This is a genomic window from uncultured Tateyamaria sp., assembly GCF_947487805.1.
GTDB lineage: Bacteria > Pseudomonadota > Alphaproteobacteria > Rhodobacterales > Rhodobacteraceae > Tateyamaria.
Map to the genome: position 1 here is coordinate 1 of NZ_CANKXW010000005.1, position 20,147 is coordinate 20,147.

Here is a 20,147-nt window from a genome sequence, read left to right on the forward strand (position 1 = left end):
TGAAACCATCGTCCAGATGGACCAAAGGCCGATCATGCACTAACAATCAAATTGGACCACTCAAGTGGGGCTGATCAATCTTCCCTGCCCCCCGTGGTGGCAAGTTATCGGATATGACCTTGAGCGCAGCGATGAAGCGACTGAACGATACGGATTTGCGCGAGGAGGGCGAAGGTTTTGTTGATCGTGTCTCGGGTCGCCCAGCCGTGCCACACGGCCTTAGAAGTACGTTCCGTGATTGGGTTGGAGAACGAACTGGCTTTCCAGGTGAACTTGCCGAGATGGCGCTGGCGCACAAGGTCTCGAACGACGTGGAAGCCGCTTATCGTCGAGGCCAAATGACCGACAAGCGACGCCCAATGATGCAGGCATGGAGCGATTTCGCGAACGGTCTCGCCCCAGCGGAAAAAGTATTGAGACTTTCGGGTTCCGTTTGATGCAACCAGTTGCAATTTTTTGGAGGTAGCATTGGTCCGTATCAGAAAAAAATCGAAAGAGCTGCTAAAGGGAGTGTACTTCGTTCGGGACATCGAATTGGCAGTTCGCAACCTTGTCGTAGATAGCTCAGACATGCTGCCCAGACGCTCTGGCAAGAGCAAGATCAAGTCAGATCGTTGGACGACAATAGATGGTATTTCCAAGTACCTACTAAGGTTGCTTCTCATGCCCAACCAGCTTGGGGCAAGGCAGCTAACAGGCCCGAAGGGCAAGGCGTACTTATGGTTGGAGACAGAACTGTTTGGTTTCGGAGCCGACGGTTTGTTAGATGTGAGTGGTGAAGACCGCCCCACCTTGGAAGACATTCTATTCCTTGATGTGTTGCCGGATACCCCTGCAACACTGGATGACGATCCCGACGCTGATGATGCCTATGCTTATACATCCCGGGTAATGCAAAAATACATGCTTTGCGTTGATCCCGAGACATGGTCTGTTCGCAGGTCACCGTTATTCTCACTTAAAAACATGCAGGAATATGCAATCCAATCTGGGTTTCCGACACGCATGGACTTCGAGTTACAGGATGCCAGACGAGCATGGATGCTCACAAAGGACTTTGCTGGAGCACAACTTGCAATGTCCTTTGAGTATGAGAAGAAACCGAATGAGTTTCGCCGTCCAAGCGAGATCGCGCGACTTGTGGAGAAAGAACTCGGAAAGCTCTGTGTCAAACCGGGGAAAGCAAAGGAAGAGATCTTTGCTGAGGCATATTTGAATGCATTTCGTGGTTTGAGTGTGAGCGAGCAGCATCTGTTCACTCAGGCCAAAGCGCGGGAAATTAGTGTGCCCGGATTTTCACCTTTCAATTCTAACAGCTCAACAGGCTTCGTGAAGGCTTGGTCGGCCTTCAAGGGTGCGCTCACCGACGACGAATTTGGTCGGCTGCCAAGCCCTGGACGCCCGAGAAACCCTCGGACCTGACCTCGACGTTCGAACGTATTGTGCGGCCTTGCTCGCGTCAGGGCACCTCTGAAATCTATTTTATTGTTTTTCAGATACGAATTTTTCCGTTCAGTCAGTCCAATTAGCACCTCTCTGCACAAAGTCGCACTCATCCCGAGGCGACAAAGCAAGAGAGTGAAGACAATGCTAGACTACCAAGACCTTGAAACTGAGCGAGCTCAGTGTCCGCAAGCCGCGCCAACATGTCATCAGATCCAATTAACGAGGCTCCTGGCGACGGGCCTGCCAAAGATCAACCTTCCACGCGAATTGGTTGAGGCCGTAAAGGACCACATAACTCAAGAGTGGTTACCGACACTTTCTGTCCATGAGGATGCGGTGCTCAGAACTTTGCTTGCGCTCACCCTCGAACGGGACCGCAGAGACTGCGTAATCGACCTGGATCACCTTTGGCCCGTCGTCCAAGTTGTTTTGTCATCTGGCGTTATCAATCCGTTTGAAGCGGAAACGTATCACGGCGGGCCGCAAGAAAACCACGAAAGAGCTATGCACCAACTCGTTGCAAAGGGATTTGTGAATTTCACGATTTGCGATGAAGGCTGGATCTGTTCGATAAACTTTCTCTGGAACCCAGAGTTCCAAAGCGTTGGAGTGTTCGCTCCGGCAGGCCGCGACGAGACAGACTGATCACGCGAGGAGACTGTTATGCGCCCCCCTACACTCAACCAGATTGCACGAACGCAAGACACACTTATGAGTGCACAACAATGTGCTGAACTGGCATCGGTCTCGATCGGTACTTGGTGGGCTTGGGCTCGGGAGATCGATGATTTCCCGAAGCCGCTAAGGCTCAGTTCTCGGTGTACCCGCTGGCACAGGACCGAAGTCAGAGATTGGCTGGAAAGCCGCCGCGCGGATTGAGGGCGCTCGTTGCAACTCGTTGCAACTGAACGCCCGCAACATCCCGAACGCAGACAGAAAACGGCAGGTCCGAGCGAAGTTGCTTCCGGTCAACGTTGCAACTGGTTGCACGTCACCGACTGCCGCATAGAAAATAATGAGAGACAACATGACATTACCCAAGAACTTCACGCGCCGCGTCGACAGATCGCATCGTTCCTATCTCAGAAGGTTGAAGCGCGTCGAGCAAGCTGCTCAAGCGTCGCGGAACCCCCGGCGATACATGCGAGAGTTTCTTAGCGCGCCTGAAGTCCATTTTAGTGCAGCGTCAAAGGCGTTGGGGCATCTTTCTGATCAGACCCGGGAAGGCGTTCTTTCGTTGGCACAGGAACTACATCCATGGAACCAGCGTTCCCATCGTGTGGAGTACTTTCTGAAGCGCAAGCCAAATGGTGATTATCGCCCCATCTGTGACCTCCCACAGTACTTGGCCGCGCAGCACAAACTCATTAGCCATGCCATTCGTGCACAGATGCGACCGCATCCAAACTTATTCGGTGTCGCACCGCCTCTTTCTGATGAGTTTCGGCACACAATGCCCGGCAACACCGGGCGTGAGGGAGCCATTGGGGCCATCCAGGACCTGTTGCGTTCCGGCTACTCGCACGTCGTCGAAGTTGATATCCGCGACTGCTTTCAAAGCTTTAATCCAAGGGCGCTATACGACCTTCCGCTTCCGGATGAGGTTATTCGCCGACTCTTAGACCTAAGAAATATTGAGTTCCTACTTCAGAATACTTCGCAGACCTCGCAACCTGGGAATACGTTAGGGCATCAGCAGGAGCAGCTGCTGGTACAGCGGGATAATATCGTGGGTATTCCTGTAGGTAACACTGACGGCAACCCGAACGGACCGCGCGGCCTTTTGCAAGGTTCTCCGGTATCCAGCGTCATTCTCGCCTTTTTTCTCAATCAAGTTCTGTATGAGCTGGAAATTGGTGATGAGGCCCAGTGCGTCGTATGCTTCGACAACATTGTCGTCGCTTCGCGCACAGAAGCTGGACTACGTCGGATGACACATGCCTTGGCTGTATGTCTGCGGCAGAGTTGTGCTGGCCCGTTCGAGCTGTCAGATCCCGTAGCCCCCGACCCGTGTGGCTTTCGGTATATGGGGTACATGATCGACAGCGATGGCAGTTCGATCCGAATAGATCCGGACAGACTGTCGAAACTTGAAGCCCGCTTGTCAGATCAGGAAAGTGGTCTGGACGGGCCGGTCAATCCTGTTCGCTCGCTCAAGTCTATTCGAGAATTTCAGGCGGGTTTCTCTGCCATCACAGACCCGAACGAGGAGCTTGGATACTTCGTCGACAATACTCTCTTCGGGTACGATGATCGTCCGTCCTTACTGACCGACTTGGGAATGGCACTCTTCGCGCCACAAGATACGCCAGAGCGAGTTCACGTAAACAGTTTATTGAAGCTGTATGCTTCCTAGTTAAGGCTCTGATTTTAGGGCAGTTGTGGTAGCCTGCTGCATGGAACCTCAAACGCTATCTGCCATCATTTCCAAGCTTGATCCGGACGTGCCGCTTCACAAAAAACTGGAAGATGCCCTCCGGATCGGGCCGCAGTACGGGAACGCAAAATACAAAAGCCAGAAACATCACTGGTTGACGTGGCTCGATTCTTACGATGATCCTTCCTGCCCGCGGCGCATGTATAGTTCCCACACTGGTGCTGAGCTAATCTACAATCGCATAAATTGCCCGCCTATGGTGTTTTGGCTTGCTGAGGCCGTTGGCGTACCCGAGCCGAAGCTTGTCGACGCATTCCAAGCTTGTTTAGCGGTGCCTCGCAACTCAGCGACACGGTCGGCTGCCATTCGCAGACAAGTGCCTTGGACTACACTCGATCTTAAGATGCAGCGTCTTCGATGCGCGGTTCTTGGGAACAAGTAGTGACTTGCAACTAGTTGCAGGGCTGCCGGTGACCCTTTGTGACCCTTTCTGAAGAAATGCAGGCTCAGAATTGCAACTCGTTGCAACGGATTGATGACGGGATGTGACGTGTTTTCACGAAAACTCAGGCCAAGGCTTGCAACTCGTTGCAACTCGGAACACTGAAACTGGGCGCACTCCTTAAGTGGCCCCTTTAACGGTTGCTGAAGGTCTCTGGTCAATCATCTACAGTGCGGATCGACTTGCGACGCTCCGCGGAAAACGTCGCCACTACACAACGCAGTTACAACTCTCTTTGGCGACGATCTAGCTGGCGAAAGCGGAAGATATAGCCTTTACCTAGGCGCTGCTTCGCAACATATTGGGAAAGGAGGTGTCGTCATGCAGTCGAGCATTCAAAGTAAAGTTGAGGAAAAGCTACGACGCTACCAGAGCGGACTAGACTTGCGAGTACTCGACCTGTTTGCAGGCTGTGGTGGGATAAGCCTTGGTTTTGAGGCGGCTGGCTTCACAATCTCTGCGGCCGTCGAATTTGATCCAATAGCCGCAGAGTCACATGCCGCAGCTTTTCACTCCGGCGAAAGCGAGCACGCAAAGGCCAGAGACATTACAAAGTTGGACGCGTCGGACTTGGTGGAAGACTTGGGTTTAGGCTCGGCTGACGAGGCATTCGACATCGTAGTAGGGGGACCGCCTTGCCAAGCATACGCTAGGGTGGGTCGAGCAAAGCTTAGAGAAGTGGCGGAACATCCTGAGGCCTTCAGGGTAGATCCCAGAGCTTCGCTTTTCTTGCGCTATCTTGCCTGGATCGAAGAGACAGCACCAATAGCAGTAATGATGGAGAACGTACCTGACGTTCTGAACCATGCTGGTCACAACATCGCTGATGAGGTTTGCGAGGCGCTCGAAGCGATGGGATACGATTGCAAATATTCGTTGCTAAATGCAGCCCACTACGGTGTGCCGCAGATGCGGGACCGGGTATTTCTAATTGGCGTGCATCGCGTTGCAAATTCAGAGATTTGCTTCCCAGCCGCCTCCAACTACCACGATTTGCCAGTGGGATACGCGGGGACGAGAGCAGTAGCTCTGAAGCACGTAGACCAGAAAGGCGGCAGATGGGTTGCCCCAGATCTAGGCTCTAAAGACTTGCCGGGGCCAATTACTTCTGCAGACGCATTGTCCGACCTTAAGCCGATCACTTTGCACCTTGAAGGAAAATTGAAGCGAGGCGCTCGCCGCTTCACGGAAGGTCAGGGGTACCGAAGTAGGCCCAAGACTGACTACCAGAGACTAATGCGTTGTTGGGAGGGGCACGAGTCACCTGGAGAAGTATTCGACCACGTAATTCGGTACCTTCCGAGAGATACAGAGATATTCCGACATATGCCGGAAGGTGGAGAGTACCCTGCAGCGCATGCTGTGGCAGTCGAGTTATTTGAAAAAGAAGCAGTTTTGCGCGGATTATCGAGGGACTCTGCCGATTGGGTTGAGCTCTACAAGAAAATGGTCCCTCCATATCCCGTTCACACCTTCCCGAACCGATGGGGCAAACTTCGCAAACGAGGGCCAGCAAGGACCTTGATGGCGCATCTAGGGAAAGACTGTTACTCGCACATCCACTACGATGATGATCAAGCTCGGACTATATCGGTTCGAGAGGCTGCGCGTCTTCAAGGGTTTCCTGATGGTTTTCGGTTCTCGGGCACGATGAATCCAGCGTTCAGACAGATTGGCAATGCGGTCCCGCCGCTTCTTGCTCGAGCAGTAGCCGTTGAGATGAAGCGCTCAATCGATAGTTCTAAACTTGTCGGCACAACAGCGACTGCCGCAGAGTAACTAAGCGTCCAAAATCCACTCAACATTAAATTCTGGTTCAAAAGCGAGTGTTGCCGATGCAATCGAAAAGCCGGTCGGTTCAACGCCGTCAGGCAGAGACGTAGACGCCAAAATTTCCTTTGCTGTATTTTGAAAATCGCTGAACAACCGAACCTTCGCACCATGCTCTGACAGCTCGTAGACACGAGCAATGCTGTAGCTACTGCTTTCTGCCGCAGCAATTAATTCGGAGTAAGAGACATGAAACTTTCTTGAAAACGGTCCGTTTGTTGATTTCGCGTCTAGTTGCACAAGTTGACCTGGACGCTCGAAAGTAAAATCGTACGGAGCCGCCGCGTCACGACGGGCAACCCAATCCAAGTCTTTTATGTGACCGGCATCCTCTTGGGATCGAAGCCAGCCATACAGTATTTTCTCGCCGTCGCTGCCAATCTCTGAGGCCCGCTCGCGCGCTTCAGCGAGCTCCACAGGCGTTAACTTTGGTCCACCGCGCCTACGACGTAGGATATTTGAAGCAGCGCCTCCATGAATTGCTTCTTCAATAGCACTCTGGACATTTTCCGGTTTGTCTTCTTCCAAGATCGAAGAAAGGGGATGATCGTTCTCCAGATTAACTTGATTCAGTAACGCATGCAGAGCATCGCGGGTGACTGCCGCCATTGACTGTCTGCCTTGGCCGATGAGTGGTTCCAGTACGCTGTGGACTGCGGCATCTTCAACGGAGGACACAAATGTTAGGTCGATCTCCGACGGTTTTGGCCAGCCCCGAAAAACCATTAGAGCTAGATCATCTGGCTTGAGATCATGGAAGCGATTTGGAATGCTTGGATCATCGGGCAGCGTCTGGCCATTCAGCCGCCAATTCTTAGCGTTGTTGTTAAGAATTGGTCGCGTTGGGATTGGAGGGGTAAAAGCAGGGGCCCCGCCAGGACCATAGACTGTCAACAGAACGTCCATTCTTGCTTGTGGATTGTTGGCTAGGTCAGGGAAAAGCGAGTCGACCAAGACATCACGATTGAGGTTTATGGCCTTTTGCCTACTTTCCCCAAAGGTCTTTTGTTGGAAATGCCAGTCAACAAATGTCAGGTCAGATTGAGTCAGTCGCTTGACTGCGATCCTCTCGGGCATAACGACATTTCTCCTTATGTGGATAGTAATAGAACCTGGAGGATTACGTGGGCACCCGAAGCTTACCCCCTTAATCCGAAGACCAGAGAGCCCATCTCTCAGATAGGTTTACAAACAACGTGGTCTGTTTGGACAGAGCTAACAAGGCCAAACAAGATGGCTGTTGCGGCTTTGCCCGCAGGCCTTAGTGTAACGGTGAGGAATGACGCACGTTGGGCAACGGATCTTGAACTTTAGGATGAGACTGTGATCGAAATTTTCAGTGTAGACAAAGACGAAGTGATTGGAAGTGCTGTGGCACTGGGCCGAACTGGCTATAACTTCGCTTTGGATCAGCTCTTTCCGCTTTTGGACCGGTTTGGCGAACAACGTAAGTTGCAGTCAAAGAATTTTTATTCGCGCCTAAAAAGTGACATTCTTGCAGGCTGTATTATGCCGCCTATCACACTAGCCTTCGTCGATGTTCCAGCGTCAAAATTGAATGACACTGCAGCAGTCCAACAGTTCATACAAGAGAACATCGAGTCAGGTTATATCCTTGATGGAATGCAACGCCTGAATACCCTGAAGGACGCATCTGAAGAAGATAGCTTTAATGGCACTCGACCCATATTCGTAAACGTAATCGTTGCCGAAAAGTATGATCTGTTACTTTATCGAATGATAACTCTGAACAATGGACAAAAGCCGATGACCGCACGGCACCAGATTGAAATGCTTACTGGTCCTGCCATCGACTTGTCTGCAGCAGATTTTCCGATTGTTACAGAGAAGGAAACAGAAAAGGGTAGGACGACTGGGGCATTCAGGAAGTCTGATATCGTTGAAGCTTATACCGCATACCTCACGAATAATGTGAATAATCAGAACAAAAAAATCATCGAGTCAAAGCTGAATGAGATCTTAGTTGGTCGGGTCATGGAGTCGAATATTTCGGAGGAGCAGGTTACATTTTCAGATATTCTTAGAGAAGTGGGTAGGTTGTCCGAGAATGATGGGGTCAAGACTTGGTTAAAGCTTGGCAACAACCTTATTGGGTTCTCAGTTGGTGCGAAACGTTCGCTTCAGAGACTCCAAGCAATGGACCCTGATGAGTTTGCGCAAGCTATCGTGAAGTTCGACTCTGCATTCGATGCAATTAACCCGTCCAAGGTGAACGTTGGTAAAGTGCGCCGAGAGCTGTCTTCGTTCTTCATCTCGGGGATCGGAGACTTCGCTGAAGCTTCAGTCGACGATATCGAAGCTGCGTTTTTCGAACAAACAATGTCCGAGTAGTGCATGCCTTCGACATTTAAGTTGTTGGAGCCACTGAAGCCAACGGTAGTTGATCGCCCGTTCAGCGTTCGTAGCAAGGGAAATCCCGCCTTCGAATGCGTTCGTTTGCTAGCTGGCTCGATGGATATTGAAGAGAAGGCGTCCGGAAAAACTATCAAGTTTCGACATTGCAACCTCTCGGTCTCGCCTAGAAGGTTGGGCTCTAACACAATCGACAAGTTGGTAGATTTACTGTTCGACGGTGATCTTAGTAAGTCTGACGCTGCCACATATCTGACCAAGTCGAACACTCAGAATCGTGAGTTTTGGGAAGAGTTGCGCGCTGAAATCTGCTTTTGTCTAGTTGCACAAAAGCGCGGTGATCATGTTGAGGCATTTCTCCATTTCTACCGGATTCTCGAATTAGTTTCGGTTGCGCTGCCGTTGATTTACGCGACCAAATTTAGTGACTTTCGCAAGTCCGTCCAATTCATCAAGTCGCTATCGAAAAATGACCGCGATCAAGATCTTTCGATCCTGAAGTACTTCGCCGAAGAGGTATCAAATGGCGGTTCCGTATTTTCAAGTCTGGAAATTGACTTCACTTTCGACGGTCTAGACAGTTCAGTGCGCGACCATATGAAGACCCAACTTGATAGCTTCGTGCTTTCTGATGCGAAAATCCTTCACACTTGGTTCCCAACACCGACTGACGGCGTGTCAATTAAGTTCAAATCCATCCCGAGTTTCATTGTGTCATGTCGCAATCGACTGTTTCACAATGCGCTCTCTAATGAGAACTTTAAGCTGGACAAAATGCAGGGTGCAAAAGCTCTGTGTTCAGTCTTGGTCGGTCCGGGACTACATTGGTTCGCGCTCATGGTGTCAGAGATACTTAAGGCCGAGGCATCACGCTATGTCTAACGTCGTTAGTCGTGTCTTCGTTGGAAGTATCTTTTTTTGGCGGGTGTTTTGGCGGGTAGGTCAGTCCTACCTAAAATACCTTTTTTAAATCAGATATGTATGGCGGCCTTCGTTTCCGACGCTATACTCATGTGCGTTATTATTTTAATTCGTTATTCTTGGGATTTAGGGTGTTCGTTCATACACTTTTTCCCACGCGGACGCGGGGATCAAACCTCGCCTCATTCCTCGTCGTCTTCCCGTTCCTCGCCCGTAACCGGCCGTCTTTGATCTTCGCGACTGATCTGCTCAAAGCTGCGGAGGGTGGTCAGGACATCACCATGGCCAAGATTTTGTGACGCGGCGATCAACATCGGCGATGTTTTTGCAGGTCCACGAAATGTGGCGTGAATGCATGTGGCGGAAGGAACGTGGCCGGTATGGTTCATGCCCCGCCGATCTGAAAGCGGCGTTGACGATCTTGCGGATCGGTTCGGGGCGGACCAACGACGGTCAATACAACCGGTAGCTTTGAAACCATCATGGCCCTTCGCCGAAATTGCAGTTGCCGGAAAGAGCGGATCGTCCGGCGCAGAAAGCGCGACCTCGTCCAGATAAGTGATCCATTTGGCCAAGACCGCTTCCGCCTCGGGAAAGCCCTTGTGAAAGAAGATATCAATCGCCTTACCAAACTTTGTGGCAAACTCGCGCGGCTTCTGCCGCACGCATTCTCGTCCAGATCGACGTGTTTGATCCGCAGCGACGCAACCGCAGCGACACGCGGTCCACAGAGACACAAGAGGGACACCAAAGCTTTGTTGCGCAACTCTCGGGGCGTTGTATCCGGCATCATGGCAAGCGCACGCTTTGCCTGTTTGATGCTGGGCGCTGGACTTTCAGGGGCAGCGCTGGCTTCGGCCTCATCGCGCAGAGAGAGGCGGAAATATTCGGCGTGTTCGAGTTTGATGCGTCGGCGAACGCCGTCTTGCTGAGAAAGCCAGATCGTGAAGTCGCGGAGCATCGCCATGATCGCGCGCTGCGTAGACTTGGACAGAGGCTTGTCGTGCGCGGTCTTCGCCTGTTCAAGATGCGTGCGAAAGTCCATCGCCCAGTTGATGTGGAACTTGGCAAATTCCTTGCGCCCGTTCCAGACATCGAGGCGTTCCAGCGCGGCGATTTCCCGGTCCAGTGTCTTTTTTGAACACTGCTTGGCGTGCTTGCGATAATGCATTTAATCGCGCTTGGTGCGCTTGTTCTTCTCGTTCGGTCTCTTGGCCATCTTGGGTCCTTTCCAGTGCCAGATTCAGGCGTCAAAAAGCTGCGATGTGGAAGGGGCTGGAAGTGGAAGTTCAGGGGGACCTGTGTCCGCAACCTCAATGTCGATTCTGGTGTTGGCGTTTCCCTGCGAGATTCTCGTCGGATTCGGCTTCGCAGATTGCTGACTTTTCGGGCCCCTCTCCCAGTTGTTCGAGCAATTCCGACTTGCCTTCCAACTCACAAAAGCGCGCCTTCGCGACGGGTTTGTTCATTGCGGTGCGGCAGACATCGCAGAGCGCTGTGTCTCTCACTCTGTTTCCGTCGATCAGGCATTCCGCAAATCCACCCGCCGCCAAACGAAGGTCGCGACACCGGAAACAGAAAAACCCGTGCAACCTGGTGTCGGTCTTCCGGTCCGCCTGACTTCTCTGAATGAAATCGCGGAGATCGTCGCCCCGGATCAGGTGCGGGCGTTGTCCCGACATCACCGGGATATCATCTTTGATCCAAGGGCGGATTGTGCGGGTTGTAATGCCTGTGACTTCCGCCGCCTCTGGTATCGAGCAGCAGCGGAAGGCCTTGATGGCATTGATCTGAACCGCCCCTTATTTGCCGGAGACCCGGAAGCAAGGATACTGGGCTATGGAAAAGAAGAACTCTGGAAAGCGATATCCGGAAGAACTGCATGCGCGTGCTGTACGCATGATCTAGGATCACGAGCGCGAATGTCGAAGCAGGTCAGCTGCGATTTCATCGGTTTCGCAGGCGGTTGGATGCCGTCGGGACAGCTTGCGCATCATATGACAACGCGCTTGCTGAAACGATGATCGGCTTGTTCAGGACAGAGGCCATCAACCGCTTGGGCCCATGGACGTCCAAAGATCAGGTTGAGTGGGACACACTGACATGGGTCGACTGGTTCAATACAAAGCGGCTTCTCGAGCCGCTGGGATAGATCACATCCCATGAAGCAGAGGACGCGTATTATCAAAGCTTGAAAACAGACGACATTGCAGCTGGAAACACGAGCTAAACTGTCTCCGGTAAAATTTGGGCGGTTCAGTCGTAATGGATATCGGATGGCGACCGACCGGCTCGGTAATGCCAGCTGGTGTGTGAACCACGTCCGGGTCGAGCGCATCTGGCGACGCGAGAGGCCGACAGTCCCCCAGAAGTTAAAGAAGAAAAGGCGGCTCTGGCTGAACGATTGTTCCTGTTTGCGTCTATTGCCGGGCAATCGACGAGCCGAATGTAGGCTACAGCCTGGGGAAGGCCTTATGGGCGGCGGCACCCGTCTTGATGCTGCGCCGTGTGCGTTTTGGCAGCGCATTGCAGGTGCCGAATGGGTGCGATTCCCATCTGCTGAAGAATTACGCGAAAATTGCGGAGGTGGTGATTTATTGGGCGCAAATTTCGGCAAGCTCAAATTTTCGGCGTCGATTGTGTGCGTCGCGGCGGTTTGAAGCTACCAACATGCCAGAGCCCGACGGCTCGTTAACGTGCGATGGTGCCGGCCTAGGAAACCTATGACACCACCGCACTCCGCATCACATGCGTGGGGGGCATATGTGTACTATCTGCACAGAACGCAAGCCATCCGCGCGACACGCAAAGGGAATGGCGATGTCCACAAAACTTTTCACAACCACCGCTCTGCTGGGTTCACTGGCGGCTCTGCCTGCATTTGCACAGGATTGCCCCATCAAGGTCGGCGTTCTGCACTCCTTGTCCGGCACGATGGCGATTTCGGAAACGACGCTCAAGGACACGATGGAGATGCTGGTCGAACAGCAAAACGCCGCCGGTGGCGTGCTGGGTTGCCAGCTTGAAGCCGTTGTGGTCGACCCTGCCTCCGACTGGCCGCTCTTTGCGGAAAAGGCGCGCGAGCTGCTGACCGTGCACGAGGTCGACGTGATCTTTGGCAACTGGACATCCGTGAGCCGCAAATCCGTCCTGCCCGTGATCGAGGAACTGAACGGTCTGCTGTTCTATCCCGTCCAGTACGAGGGCGAGGAATCGTCCAAGAACGTCTTCTACACCGGTGCCGCCCCCAACCAGCAGGCGATCCCGGCCACCGATTACTTCCTCGAAGAGCTGGAAGTCGAGAAATTCGCACTGCTGGGCACCGACTATGTGTACCCGCGCACCACGAACAACATCCTGGAATCCTACCTCCAGCAAAAGGGCATCGCGGCCGAGGACATCTTTGTCAACTACACGCCCTTCGGCCATTCGGACTGGTCCAAGATCGTCTCTGACGTGGTTGCCCTGGGCGCAGACGGCAAGAAGGTCGGCGTGATTTCGACCATCAATGGCGATGCCAATATCGGTTTCTACAAGGAACTGGCCGCCGCCGGTATCTCCGCCGATGACATCCCCGTCGTGGCGTTCTCCGTTGGCGAAGAAGAGCTGGCGGGCCTCGACACTTCCAACCTCGTGGGTCACCTCGCGGCGTGGAACTACTTCCAGTCCGCCGAATCCGACGCCAACGAGGCATGGGTCGAAGCTTGGAAGGCCCGCATGGGCGAAGAGCGCGTGACCAATGACCCGATGGAGGCGCATTACATCGGCTTCAACATGTGGGTGAATGCGGCCACGGCTGCGGGCACCACGGACGTCGATGCGGTCCGTACGGCAATGTACGGACAGGAGTTCCCGAACCTGACCGGCGGTACGGCGGTCATGCTGCCCAACCACCACCTGGCGAAACCGGTCCTGATCGGTGAAATTCAGGAAGACGGCCAGTTCGACATCATCAGCCAGACCGAAGAAGTGCCGGGCGATGCCTGGACCGACTTCCTGCCGGAATCGGCGGTTCTGGTGTCCGATTGGAAAGAGTTGGGCTGCGGTATGTACAACACCGAAACCTCCAGCTGCGTCCAGATCAAGTCGAACTACTGATCTGACCATCTGAGGGGGTGGTTCGCCGTTCCCGCATGCCTGAAACAGGGGCGGTACGCCGCCCCTGATGCACCTCTAAGGAATTGATATATGTCGGTTTTCCGTCGGTTCTGCACGGCTTTGTTGTCGGCGCTGTTGATCCTTGTCGCGCTGCCGCTGGCCGCCCAGACCGCCGATGCGCCGATCCAGCGCCTGTTGCAGGACCACGCCGAGATCATCGCCAAAAGCTCGCGCCGCACCATCGGCCCCGCCATTGACGCGCTGGGGGCCAGCGATCTGGCGCAGGCACAGACCGTGCTGGAAAAATGGCAAGCCAAGGAGATGTGGTTCAACAAGGACACCGGCCTCTTTGTCTATGCCGAAGAGATTGACCGCAAGACGATCCGCGCATTCGATTTCGACGACGGATCCGAGATCGGGGAATTCGACGACAAGGGGTTCAAACAGCTCAAACCGAACAGCGGCATTCGCGGCCTGATCGGGGCCGCACTTGTGCAGTTCCAGCTGAAAAACCCGGATCCGACGGTGCGCGCCGCGGCCCTCGACAGCATCGAACGGGACGCGGACGCGACCCACCTGCTGGCCCTGCGCGCGGTGCGCGATGGCGAAACCGATGCCGCGCTGGCTATGCGGATCGACCGGCTGGAACGGCTGCTGACGATCCGCTTTGCCGACACCGATGCCGAACGCATCGCCGCCATCACCAGTTTCGAGGGCGATCTTGGCGTGGACGTGCGCGCCGCGCTCAACCCGCTGGTCGCAACGGTCGTGGATGCCGCCGCGGCCTTGCCCGAGGATGCGGATGTCCTGCGCACCGTCACCCCCGGCACCGACCTATTACCGGCCGCGCAAGCCTACGAAATCCTGGTGGCCGGCGGCCTCGCGCCGCCACGGATCTCGCGGGCGGATCAAAAGGCTGCGCTTATTGACAACATCCAGGGCACCACCGTCGCCGGGATCGAGGTCGCGTCGCTCGACGCCCAGGACGCCCGCGATCTGGCCTATGCCGCGCTGGTGCGGCAGGGCGCGGTCGAAGAGGCCGCAACAGATGCCGATGTCGCGCGCGCGCTTGAGGCGCATGTGTTCTTTGAACGTCTGGTCGGGGGCGCGCCGCCCGTCGCACTGGCCGCCCAGGCCGTACTGGACGGGATCGAGGCCAAGGTCGCCGTCAACCAGAGCATCGATCTGGGCCTCGACGCGCTGTCGCTGGCTTCCATCTACTTTCTGGCGGCCATCGGGCTGGCCATCACCTTTGGCGTGATGGGCGTGATCAACATGGCCCATGGCGAGTTCATAATGATGGGCGCGTACACAGGTTACGTCGTGCAGCTTTTCGTGCCCGACTACACGCTCAGCATCCTGCTCGCCATTCCGCTGGCCTTTGCCGTGACCTTCGGCGCGGGCGTGGCGATGGAACGGCTGGTGATCCGCCGCCTCTACCACCGTCCGCTCGAAACACTGCTGGCCACCTTCGGCATCTCGATCGCACTGCAACAGCTGGCCAAGAACATCTTTGGCACCCAGGCCCGCCCGCTCACCGCGCCTGGCTGGCTCGATGGCTCGCTTGTGTTCAACGACATCGTCTCGATCAGCTATATCCGCATCGCGATCTTCGTGCTGGCGCTGCTGTTCCTCGCGCTCTTTCTCATCGTGATGAACCGCACGCGGCTGGGGCTCGAAGTGCGCGCGGTGACGCAAAATCCGCGCATGGCCGCCTCCATGGGCATCAATCCCGACCGGATCAACATGCTCACCTTCGGCTTTGGCTCCGGCATCGCGGGCATCGCGGGCGTGGCCATCGGCCTTTATGCCAAGGTCACCTCGGAAATGGGCGCGGACTACATCGTGCAATCCTTCATGACCGTGGTCGTAGGCGGCGTGGGCAACATCTGGGGCACGCTCCTCGGCGTCACGATGGTCGGCACCCTGCAAAAGGGCATCGAATGGCTCAACCCGTCCAACACATTGGCGGCCCAGACCTACATGATCCTCTTTATCATCCTTTTCATCCAGTTCAGGCCGCGGGGCATCATCGCCCTCAAGGGCCGCGCAGTGGAGGCATAAGGGATGACCGATACAACTTCATTGTTCCCCAAATATGCAAAATCCCGCCCCTTCGTGGCGCGCCACCCGTCGGTGCTGATCTTCCTCGTCTGCCTCGCGCTCTTTACCTTGGGCGTCACCATCCTGTCCGAGGGGTTCGGCATCGGCGTGATCTCAACCAGCTTCATCAAGACGCTGGGCAAGACGCTGTGCCTGTGCCTCGTGGCCCTCGCGATGGATCTGGTCTGGGGTTACACCGGCATTCTCAGCCTCGGGCACATGGCGTTTTTCGGCATCGGGGGCTACGCCATCGGCATGTGGCTGATGTACGCGCGCACCGAAATCATCGTGGTGCAAAGCCTGGCTGCCGCGCCGCTGCCACCCACGCCGCAGGAAATCTCCGACGGTATCGCCACGCAGATCTTTGGCGTCGTGGGCGCGTCGGAATTTCCGCCCATCTGGGCCTTTGCCCATTCGCTGCCCCTGCAACTCGCCGCCGTTGTGCTGGTGCCGGGCCTGCTGGCGCTGGTCTTTGGCTGGCTCGCCTTCCGCAGCCGGGTGACGGGCGTGTACCTGTCGATCCTGACACAGGCGATGACGCTGGCGCTCTCGCTCTACCTCTTCCAGAACGACAGCGGGCTGCGCGGCAACAACGGCCTGTCGGGCCTGCAAAACCTGCCGGGCCTCGACGCGGTTCCGCAGGACACCGTGTCGATGTGGTTCCTCTGGGCCTCGGCCGCCGCCCTCGGCCTGGGCTATGTGTTTGCCGCCTGGACCGTGTCGGGCAAGTTCGGCTCGGTCCTGCGTGCCATTCGGGACAACGAGGCGCGCGTGCGCTTCCTCGGCTACTCGGTCGAGGCCTACAAGCTCTTCATCTTCACCGTCACCGCCATCATCGCGGCCATCGCGGGCGCGCTCTATTATCCGCAGGCGGGCATCATCAACCCCGCCGAAATCGCGCCCATCGCTTCGATCTACCTTGCGGTCTGGGTCGCCATCGGCGGGCGCGGCAGGCTCTATGGCGCGGTGATCGGCGCGGCCTTCGTATCGCTGCTGTCCACGTGGTTCACCGGCGGGCAGGCACCTGACATCAATCTCGGCGTCTACACCGTCCAATGGGTCGACTGGTGGACAATCCTGCTGGGCCTCAGCTTTGTCGCGGTCACGCTCTTTGCGCCCAAGGGCATCGGCGGCATTCTCGATCTGCTGGAACAACGGCGCAGCCCGGACCGCCACGGCGCGGACCTCGGTCCCGATGCGGGCGCCCTGCGTGAAAAGGAGGCGGACACATGAGCAGTCTTCTCGAGGTCTCGGGCGTGTCGGTGTCCTTTGACGGGTTCAAGGCCATCAACAACCTCACCTTTCAGATCGGTGAGGCCGAGATGCGCGCCGTGATCGGGCCGAATGGTGCGGGCAAGACCACCTTCATGGACATCGTCACCGGCAAGACGCGCCCCGACGAGGGCCGGGTGCTCTGGGGCGAGAAATCGCAATCGCTCCTGTCCATGTCGGAAAGCCAGATCGCCCGGGCGGGCGTCGGGCGCAAATTCCAGCGCCCCACCGTGTTCGAGGACCAGACCGTGGCCGAGAACCTGATGCTGGCGATCAAGAAGAACCGCTCGCCCTTTGCCGTCCTCAATTTCCGTGCCACACGCGCGGATCAGGAAAAGGTGGCGGAACTGGCGGACGAAATTGGCCTTCTGGCCGCGCTCGAGCGCAAGTCGGGCGAGCTGAGCCACGGCCAGAAACAGTGGCTCGAGATTGGCATGCTCTTGGCGCAGGACCCGCGCCTTCTGTTGGTGGATGAACCGGCCGCGGGCATGACGCCCGCCGAACGCGAACATACCACCGACATCCTGGTGGAGGCGGCCAAGACCCGCGCGGTGGTCGTCGTCGAACATGACATGGAATTCGTGCGCCGCCTGAACTGCAAGGTGACGGTGCTGCACGAAGGGTCGGTACTGGCCGAAGGCTCCATCGACCATGTCACATCGGATCAATCTGTCATCGAGGTGTATCTTGGCCGCTAATTTGCTCGAAATTCAGGGGCTGACCCTGCACTATGGCGGCAGCGAGATCCTGCGCGGCGTCGATCTGACCGCGCGGCGGGGCGAGGTCACCTGCGTCATGGGCACCAACGGGGTGGGCAAGACGAGCCTGCTCAAGGCGATCTCGGGCACGCATCCGCGCAGCGACGGATCCTACCATCTGGACGGCGAGGCCATTGGCCCCGCCACTGCCCACGCGCTGGCGCAAAAGGGCGTGGCCTATGTGCCGCAGGGCCGCGAGATCTTTCCCTTTCTGACCGTGCAGGAAAACCTCGAGACCGGTTTCGCCTGCCTGCCGCGCGACAAACGCGCGGTCCCGGCCGAGATTTTCGAACTGTTCCCGATTCTCAGCGATTTCTTGCACCGCCGTGGCGGCGATCTGTCCGGCGGCCAGCAACAGCAACTGGCCATCGCCCGCGCGCTGGTCACGGGCCCGAAACTGTTGCTGCTGGATGAGCCGACCGAGGGCATCCAGCCCAATATCATCAAGCAGATGGGCGACGTGATCTCGAAACTGAGGGACATGGGGCAGATGGCCATCGTGCTGGTGGAGCAATATTTCGATTTTGCCCATGACCTTGGCGACCGCTTCACCGTGCTGGAACGTGGTGCGGTGAAGATGGCCGGCACACGGGCACAGATCGACCGCGCGGATCTGTTGGCGGCGGTGTCCGTCTGATCCTGACGCCCGTTGTGAGGACGCGACGCCCGCCCGATTTTTCTGCGCGCAGGGGAACAATTCCATTAGCGTACGCATCCGTTTGCTTTGTGATGCGCTCGGCCCGCATGTGGCACGGGGCAGGAGATCACAGCAACGGAGCGCGGCGATGTCCGACATCACAACCGACGTCCTGATCATCGGAACCGGGCTTGCGGGCTCTGCCACGGCGGCGCTGCTGTCGACCTACGGGATCCAGAACATGGTGATCAACCGCTATCGCTGGCTGGCCAACACGCCGCGCGCCCACATCACCAACCAGCGCACGATGGAGGTGCTGCGTGATCTGGGCCAGGACGTCGAGGCCGAGGCCTAATTGCACGCCACCGGACAGGACCTGATGGGCGAGAACGTGTTCTGCGAAAGCCGCGCGGGCGAAGAAATCGGGCGCATGAAGTCCTGGGGCACCCATCCCGACAGCCGCGCGGCGCATCAACTGGCCAGTCCCTGCCACAAGACCGACCTGCCCCAGACCTTCATGGAACCGCTGCTGTTCACCACCGCCTGCAAGCGCGGCACGCAGGCGCGCCTGTCCACCGAATACCTGCGTCATGAACAGGATGCGGAGGGCGTGACAACCACGCTGCTCGACCGGCTGTCGGGCCGCGAATTTCAGGTGCGGGCCAAATACCTCGTGGGCGCGGACGGTGGCAATTCGCTGGTGGCCGACCATATCGGCACCCCGTTCGAGGGTCAGATGGGTGTCGGCGGATCGATGAACATCCTCTTTCGCGCGGACCTGTCCCGATATGTCGCTCACCGGCCTTCTGTCCTGTATTGGGTGATGCAGCCGGGCGCGGATGTGGATGGCATCGGCATGGGGCTGGTGCGGATGATCCGGCCGTGGAACGAATGGTTGATCGTGTGGGGCTATGACATCAACGGACCGGCCCCCGATGTGACGCCCGAATTTACCACCGGCGTTGCGCGACAGCTGGTTGGCGATCCCGGGCTTGAGATCGAGCTTTTTTCCGCCAACACATGGACGGTCCAACGACGCCTATGCCACCCACATGCAGAAAGACCGGGTGTTCATCATGGGCGACGCCGCCCATCGCCATCCGCCATCGAACGGTCTGGGCTCCAACACCTCCATTCAGGACGCGTTCAACCTCGCGTGGAAGCTGTCGGCGGTGATCCGAGGGCAGGCGGGGGCGGCCCTGCTGGACAGTTATTCGCAGGAACGCGCGCCGATTGCGAAACAGATCGTAACCCGCGCCAACCAGTCCATCGGCGAATTTGGCCCGATCTTTCAGGCGCTGGGCATGACGGGCGGCGACGATGTGGGCGCGATCAAGGCGAACATGGATGCGCGTTGCGATCCCGGTGCAGAGGCAGAGGCGCAACGCGCCGCCCTGCGCGCGGCCATCGCGTTCAAATCCTATGAATTCGACGCCCACGGTGTCGAGATGAACCAACGCTACCGTTCCGATGCCATCGCCAACGCTGGACAGCCGGAACCGGCGTTCGTGCGTGACGCAGAGCTGCATTATCAGCCCACCACGTGGCCCTGTGCGCGGCATGGTGCACGGCGGCGCGTCAGGTGGGGCAGGGCATGGGGCTGGAAATCCGTTGCCACGTCATCGGGCCGCGTCAAGCGTTCGTGGATCACGGGGGGGCGACTGGGCGCGGGGCTGCGAAATCTCGGACACGGGCGTGGTGCTGGTGCGGCCCGATCACCACGTGGCGTGGCGTGCGCGGGCGATGGCGGATGACCCGCAGGGGGATCTGCACCGTGTGCTGTCGGCGGTTCTGGCCCGCCCCGCCTGATATCCAGCTTGTGGACCGGGA

At 56.7% G+C, this 20,147-nt stretch carries 19 protein-coding genes and 3 pseudogenes; 20 read left to right on the plus strand and 2 right to left on the minus strand.

Features of this window, described 5'->3' with window-relative positions:
* Positions 1-113 precede the first annotated feature (113 nt).
* From Q0949_RS12905 to Q0949_RS12925, 6 genes are all read left to right on the plus strand, one after another.
* The gene (locus Q0949_RS12905) at positions 114-437 is read left to right on the plus strand and encodes a hypothetical protein (RefSeq protein WP_299372800.1); all 324 of its coding nucleotides are present in this window, start codon (positions 114-116) and stop codon (positions 435-437) included.
* A 226-nt stretch (positions 438-663) separates the two neighbouring features.
* Positions 664-1,422, plus strand: a complete 759-nt coding sequence (locus Q0949_RS12910; RefSeq protein WP_299372803.1) for a hypothetical protein — start codon at positions 664-666, stop codon at positions 1,420-1,422.
* Positions 1,423-1,587: 165 nt separating this feature from the next.
* Entirely contained in the window at positions 1,588-2,091 is a 504-nt protein-coding gene (locus tag Q0949_RS12915) for a hypothetical protein (RefSeq protein ID WP_299372806.1), read from the plus strand.
* A gap of 66 nt (positions 2,092-2,157) precedes the next feature.
* Positions 2,158-2,325 (plus strand): AlpA family phage regulatory protein, encoded by a 168-nt coding sequence (locus Q0949_RS20625; RefSeq protein WP_366524033.1) that lies wholly within the window; start codon positions 2,158-2,160, stop codon positions 2,323-2,325.
* 148 nt (positions 2,326-2,473) lie between these two features.
* Positions 2,474-3,802: a hypothetical protein gene (locus Q0949_RS12920; protein ID WP_299372809.1), complete on the plus strand. Its 1,329-nt coding sequence runs from the start codon at positions 2,474-2,476 to the stop codon at positions 3,800-3,802.
* Between the two features lie 844 nt (positions 3,803-4,646).
* Positions 4,647-6,104, plus strand: coding sequence for a DNA cytosine methyltransferase (locus Q0949_RS12925; RefSeq protein ID WP_299372812.1), 1,458 nt, complete (start codon positions 4,647-4,649; stop codon positions 6,102-6,104).
* Here Q0949_RS12925 and Q0949_RS12930 read toward each other — a convergent pair whose 3' ends face one another.
* Positions 6,105-7,232, minus strand: coding sequence for a DUF3883 domain-containing protein (locus Q0949_RS12930; protein ID WP_299372815.1), 1,128 nt, complete (start codon positions 7,230-7,232; stop codon positions 6,105-6,107).
* Positions 7,233-7,478: 246 nt separating this feature from the next.
* Here Q0949_RS12930 and Q0949_RS12935 point away from each other — a divergent pair, with 246 nt between their 5' ends.
* Together Q0949_RS12935 and Q0949_RS12940 are read left to right on the plus strand one after the other, a co-directional pair.
* Positions 7,479-8,507 carry a hypothetical protein gene (locus Q0949_RS12935; RefSeq protein WP_299372818.1) on the plus strand — a complete coding sequence of 343 codons (1,029 nt, stop codon included), beginning with the start codon at positions 7,479-7,481 and terminating at the stop codon, positions 8,505-8,507.
* A gap of 3 nt (positions 8,508-8,510) precedes the next feature.
* Positions 8,511-9,410 (plus strand): hypothetical protein, encoded by a 900-nt coding sequence (locus Q0949_RS12940; RefSeq protein ID WP_299372821.1) that lies wholly within the window; start codon positions 8,511-8,513, stop codon positions 9,408-9,410.
* Between the two features lie 221 nt (positions 9,411-9,631).
* On the opposite strand, the gene Q0949_RS12945 is transcribed toward Q0949_RS12940, so the two are convergent.
* Positions 9,632-10,114, minus strand: a complete 483-nt coding sequence (locus tag Q0949_RS12945) for a hypothetical protein (RefSeq protein ID WP_299372824.1) — start codon at positions 10,112-10,114, stop codon at positions 9,632-9,634.
* 20 nt (positions 10,115-10,134) lie between these two features.
* Between Q0949_RS12945 and Q0949_RS12950 the strand changes: the two genes are divergently transcribed.
* From Q0949_RS12950 to Q0949_RS20640, 12 genes and pseudogenes are all read left to right on the plus strand, one after another.
* On the plus strand, positions 10,135-10,590 hold the full coding sequence (locus Q0949_RS12950) for a hypothetical protein (RefSeq protein ID WP_299372827.1): 456 nt from the start codon (positions 10,135-10,137) through the stop codon (positions 10,588-10,590).
* 262 nt (positions 10,591-10,852) lie between these two features.
* The gene (locus Q0949_RS12955) at positions 10,853-11,473 is read left to right on the plus strand and encodes a hypothetical protein (RefSeq protein ID WP_299372830.1); all 621 of its coding nucleotides are present in this window, start codon (positions 10,853-10,855) and stop codon (positions 11,471-11,473) included.
* Positions 11,470-11,601, plus strand: a complete 132-nt coding sequence (locus tag Q0949_RS20630) for a hypothetical protein (RefSeq protein ID WP_366524034.1) — start codon at positions 11,470-11,472, stop codon at positions 11,599-11,601. Before Q0949_RS12955 ends, Q0949_RS20630 begins: the two co-directional genes overlap by 4 nt.
* 91 nt (positions 11,602-11,692) lie before the next feature.
* Positions 11,693-11,878 (plus strand): annotated as a pseudogene (locus Q0949_RS12960) (IS3 family transposase); the annotation flags it as partial.
* A 391-nt stretch (positions 11,879-12,269) separates the two neighbouring features.
* Positions 12,270-13,547 (plus strand): urea ABC transporter substrate-binding protein, encoded by a 1,278-nt coding sequence (gene urtA / locus Q0949_RS12965; RefSeq protein WP_299372833.1) that lies wholly within the window; start codon positions 12,270-12,272, stop codon positions 13,545-13,547.
* A 90-nt stretch (positions 13,548-13,637) separates the two neighbouring features.
* Positions 13,638-15,611, plus strand: a complete 1,974-nt coding sequence (gene urtB / locus Q0949_RS12970; protein ID WP_299372835.1) for an urea ABC transporter permease subunit UrtB — start codon at positions 13,638-13,640, stop codon at positions 15,609-15,611.
* A 3-nt stretch (positions 15,612-15,614) separates the two neighbouring features.
* On the plus strand, positions 15,615-16,883 hold the full coding sequence (urtC, locus tag Q0949_RS12975; RefSeq protein ID WP_299372838.1) for an urea ABC transporter permease subunit UrtC: 1,269 nt from the start codon (positions 15,615-15,617) through the stop codon (positions 16,881-16,883).
* Positions 16,880-17,620, plus strand: coding sequence for an urea ABC transporter ATP-binding protein UrtD (gene urtD, locus Q0949_RS12980; RefSeq protein ID WP_299372841.1), 741 nt, complete (start codon positions 16,880-16,882; stop codon positions 17,618-17,620). Before urtC ends, urtD begins: the two co-directional genes overlap by 4 nt.
* Positions 17,574-18,317, plus strand: a complete 744-nt coding sequence (gene urtE, locus Q0949_RS12985; RefSeq protein ID WP_299372844.1) for an urea ABC transporter ATP-binding subunit UrtE — start codon at positions 17,574-17,576, stop codon at positions 18,315-18,317. The genes urtD and urtE overlap by 47 nt, the downstream gene beginning before the upstream one ends.
* 148 nt (positions 18,318-18,465) lie before the next feature.
* Positions 18,466-19,260, plus strand: a pseudogene (locus Q0949_RS12990) (FAD-dependent monooxygenase); the annotation flags it as partial.
* Between the two features lie 109 nt (positions 19,261-19,369).
* Positions 19,370-19,516, plus strand: a pseudogene (locus tag Q0949_RS20635) (FAD-dependent monooxygenase); the annotation flags it as partial.
* A gap of 361 nt (positions 19,517-19,877) precedes the next feature.
* Positions 19,878-20,126: a hypothetical protein gene (locus Q0949_RS20640; RefSeq protein WP_366524039.1), complete on the plus strand. Its 249-nt coding sequence runs from the start codon at positions 19,878-19,880 to the stop codon at positions 20,124-20,126.
* Positions 20,127-20,147: the final 21 nt, after the last annotated feature.

Excerpts from the sequence above, each read along its gene's own strand:
- Q0949_RS12915 (WP_299372806.1), top strand. The coding sequence starts at position 1,588 with ATGCTAGACTACCAAGACCTTGAAACTGAGCGAGCTCAGTGTCCGCAA.
- Q0949_RS12920 (WP_299372809.1), top strand. The coding sequence starts at position 2,474 with ATGACATTACCCAAGAACTTCACGCGCCGCGTCGACAGATCGCATCGT.
- Q0949_RS20640 (WP_366524039.1), top strand. The coding sequence starts at position 19,878 with ATGGTGCACGGCGGCGCGTCAGGTGGGGCAGGGCATGGGGCTGGAAAT.
- urtD (WP_299372841.1), top strand. The coding sequence starts at position 16,880 with ATGAGCAGTCTTCTCGAGGTCTCGGGCGTGTCGGTGTCCTTTGACGGG.
- urtB (WP_299372835.1), top strand. The coding sequence starts at position 13,638 with ATGTCGGTTTTCCGTCGGTTCTGCACGGCTTTGTTGTCGGCGCTGTTG.
- urtC (WP_299372838.1), top strand. The coding sequence starts at position 15,615 with ATGACCGATACAACTTCATTGTTCCCCAAATATGCAAAATCCCGCCCC.
- Q0949_RS12925 (WP_299372812.1), top strand. The coding sequence starts at position 4,647 with ATGCAGTCGAGCATTCAAAGTAAAGTTGAGGAAAAGCTACGACGCTAC.
- Q0949_RS20625 (WP_366524033.1), top strand. The coding sequence starts at position 2,158 with ATGAGTGCACAACAATGTGCTGAACTGGCATCGGTCTCGATCGGTACT.
- Q0949_RS12905 (WP_299372800.1), top strand. The coding sequence starts at position 114 with ATGACCTTGAGCGCAGCGATGAAGCGACTGAACGATACGGATTTGCGC.
- Q0949_RS12930 (WP_299372815.1), bottom strand. The coding sequence starts at position 7,232 with ATGCCCGAGAGGATCGCAGTCAAGCGACTGACTCAATCTGACCTGACA.
- urtE (WP_299372844.1), top strand. The coding sequence starts at position 17,574 with ATGTCACATCGGATCAATCTGTCATCGAGGTGTATCTTGGCCGCTAAT.
- Q0949_RS20630 (WP_366524034.1), top strand. The coding sequence starts at position 11,470 with ATGATCGGCTTGTTCAGGACAGAGGCCATCAACCGCTTGGGCCCATGG.
- urtA (WP_299372833.1), top strand. The coding sequence starts at position 12,270 with ATGTCCACAAAACTTTTCACAACCACCGCTCTGCTGGGTTCACTGGCG.
- Q0949_RS12910 (WP_299372803.1), top strand. The coding sequence starts at position 664 with ATGCCCAACCAGCTTGGGGCAAGGCAGCTAACAGGCCCGAAGGGCAAG.
- Q0949_RS12940 (WP_299372821.1), top strand. The coding sequence starts at position 8,511 with ATGCCTTCGACATTTAAGTTGTTGGAGCCACTGAAGCCAACGGTAGTT.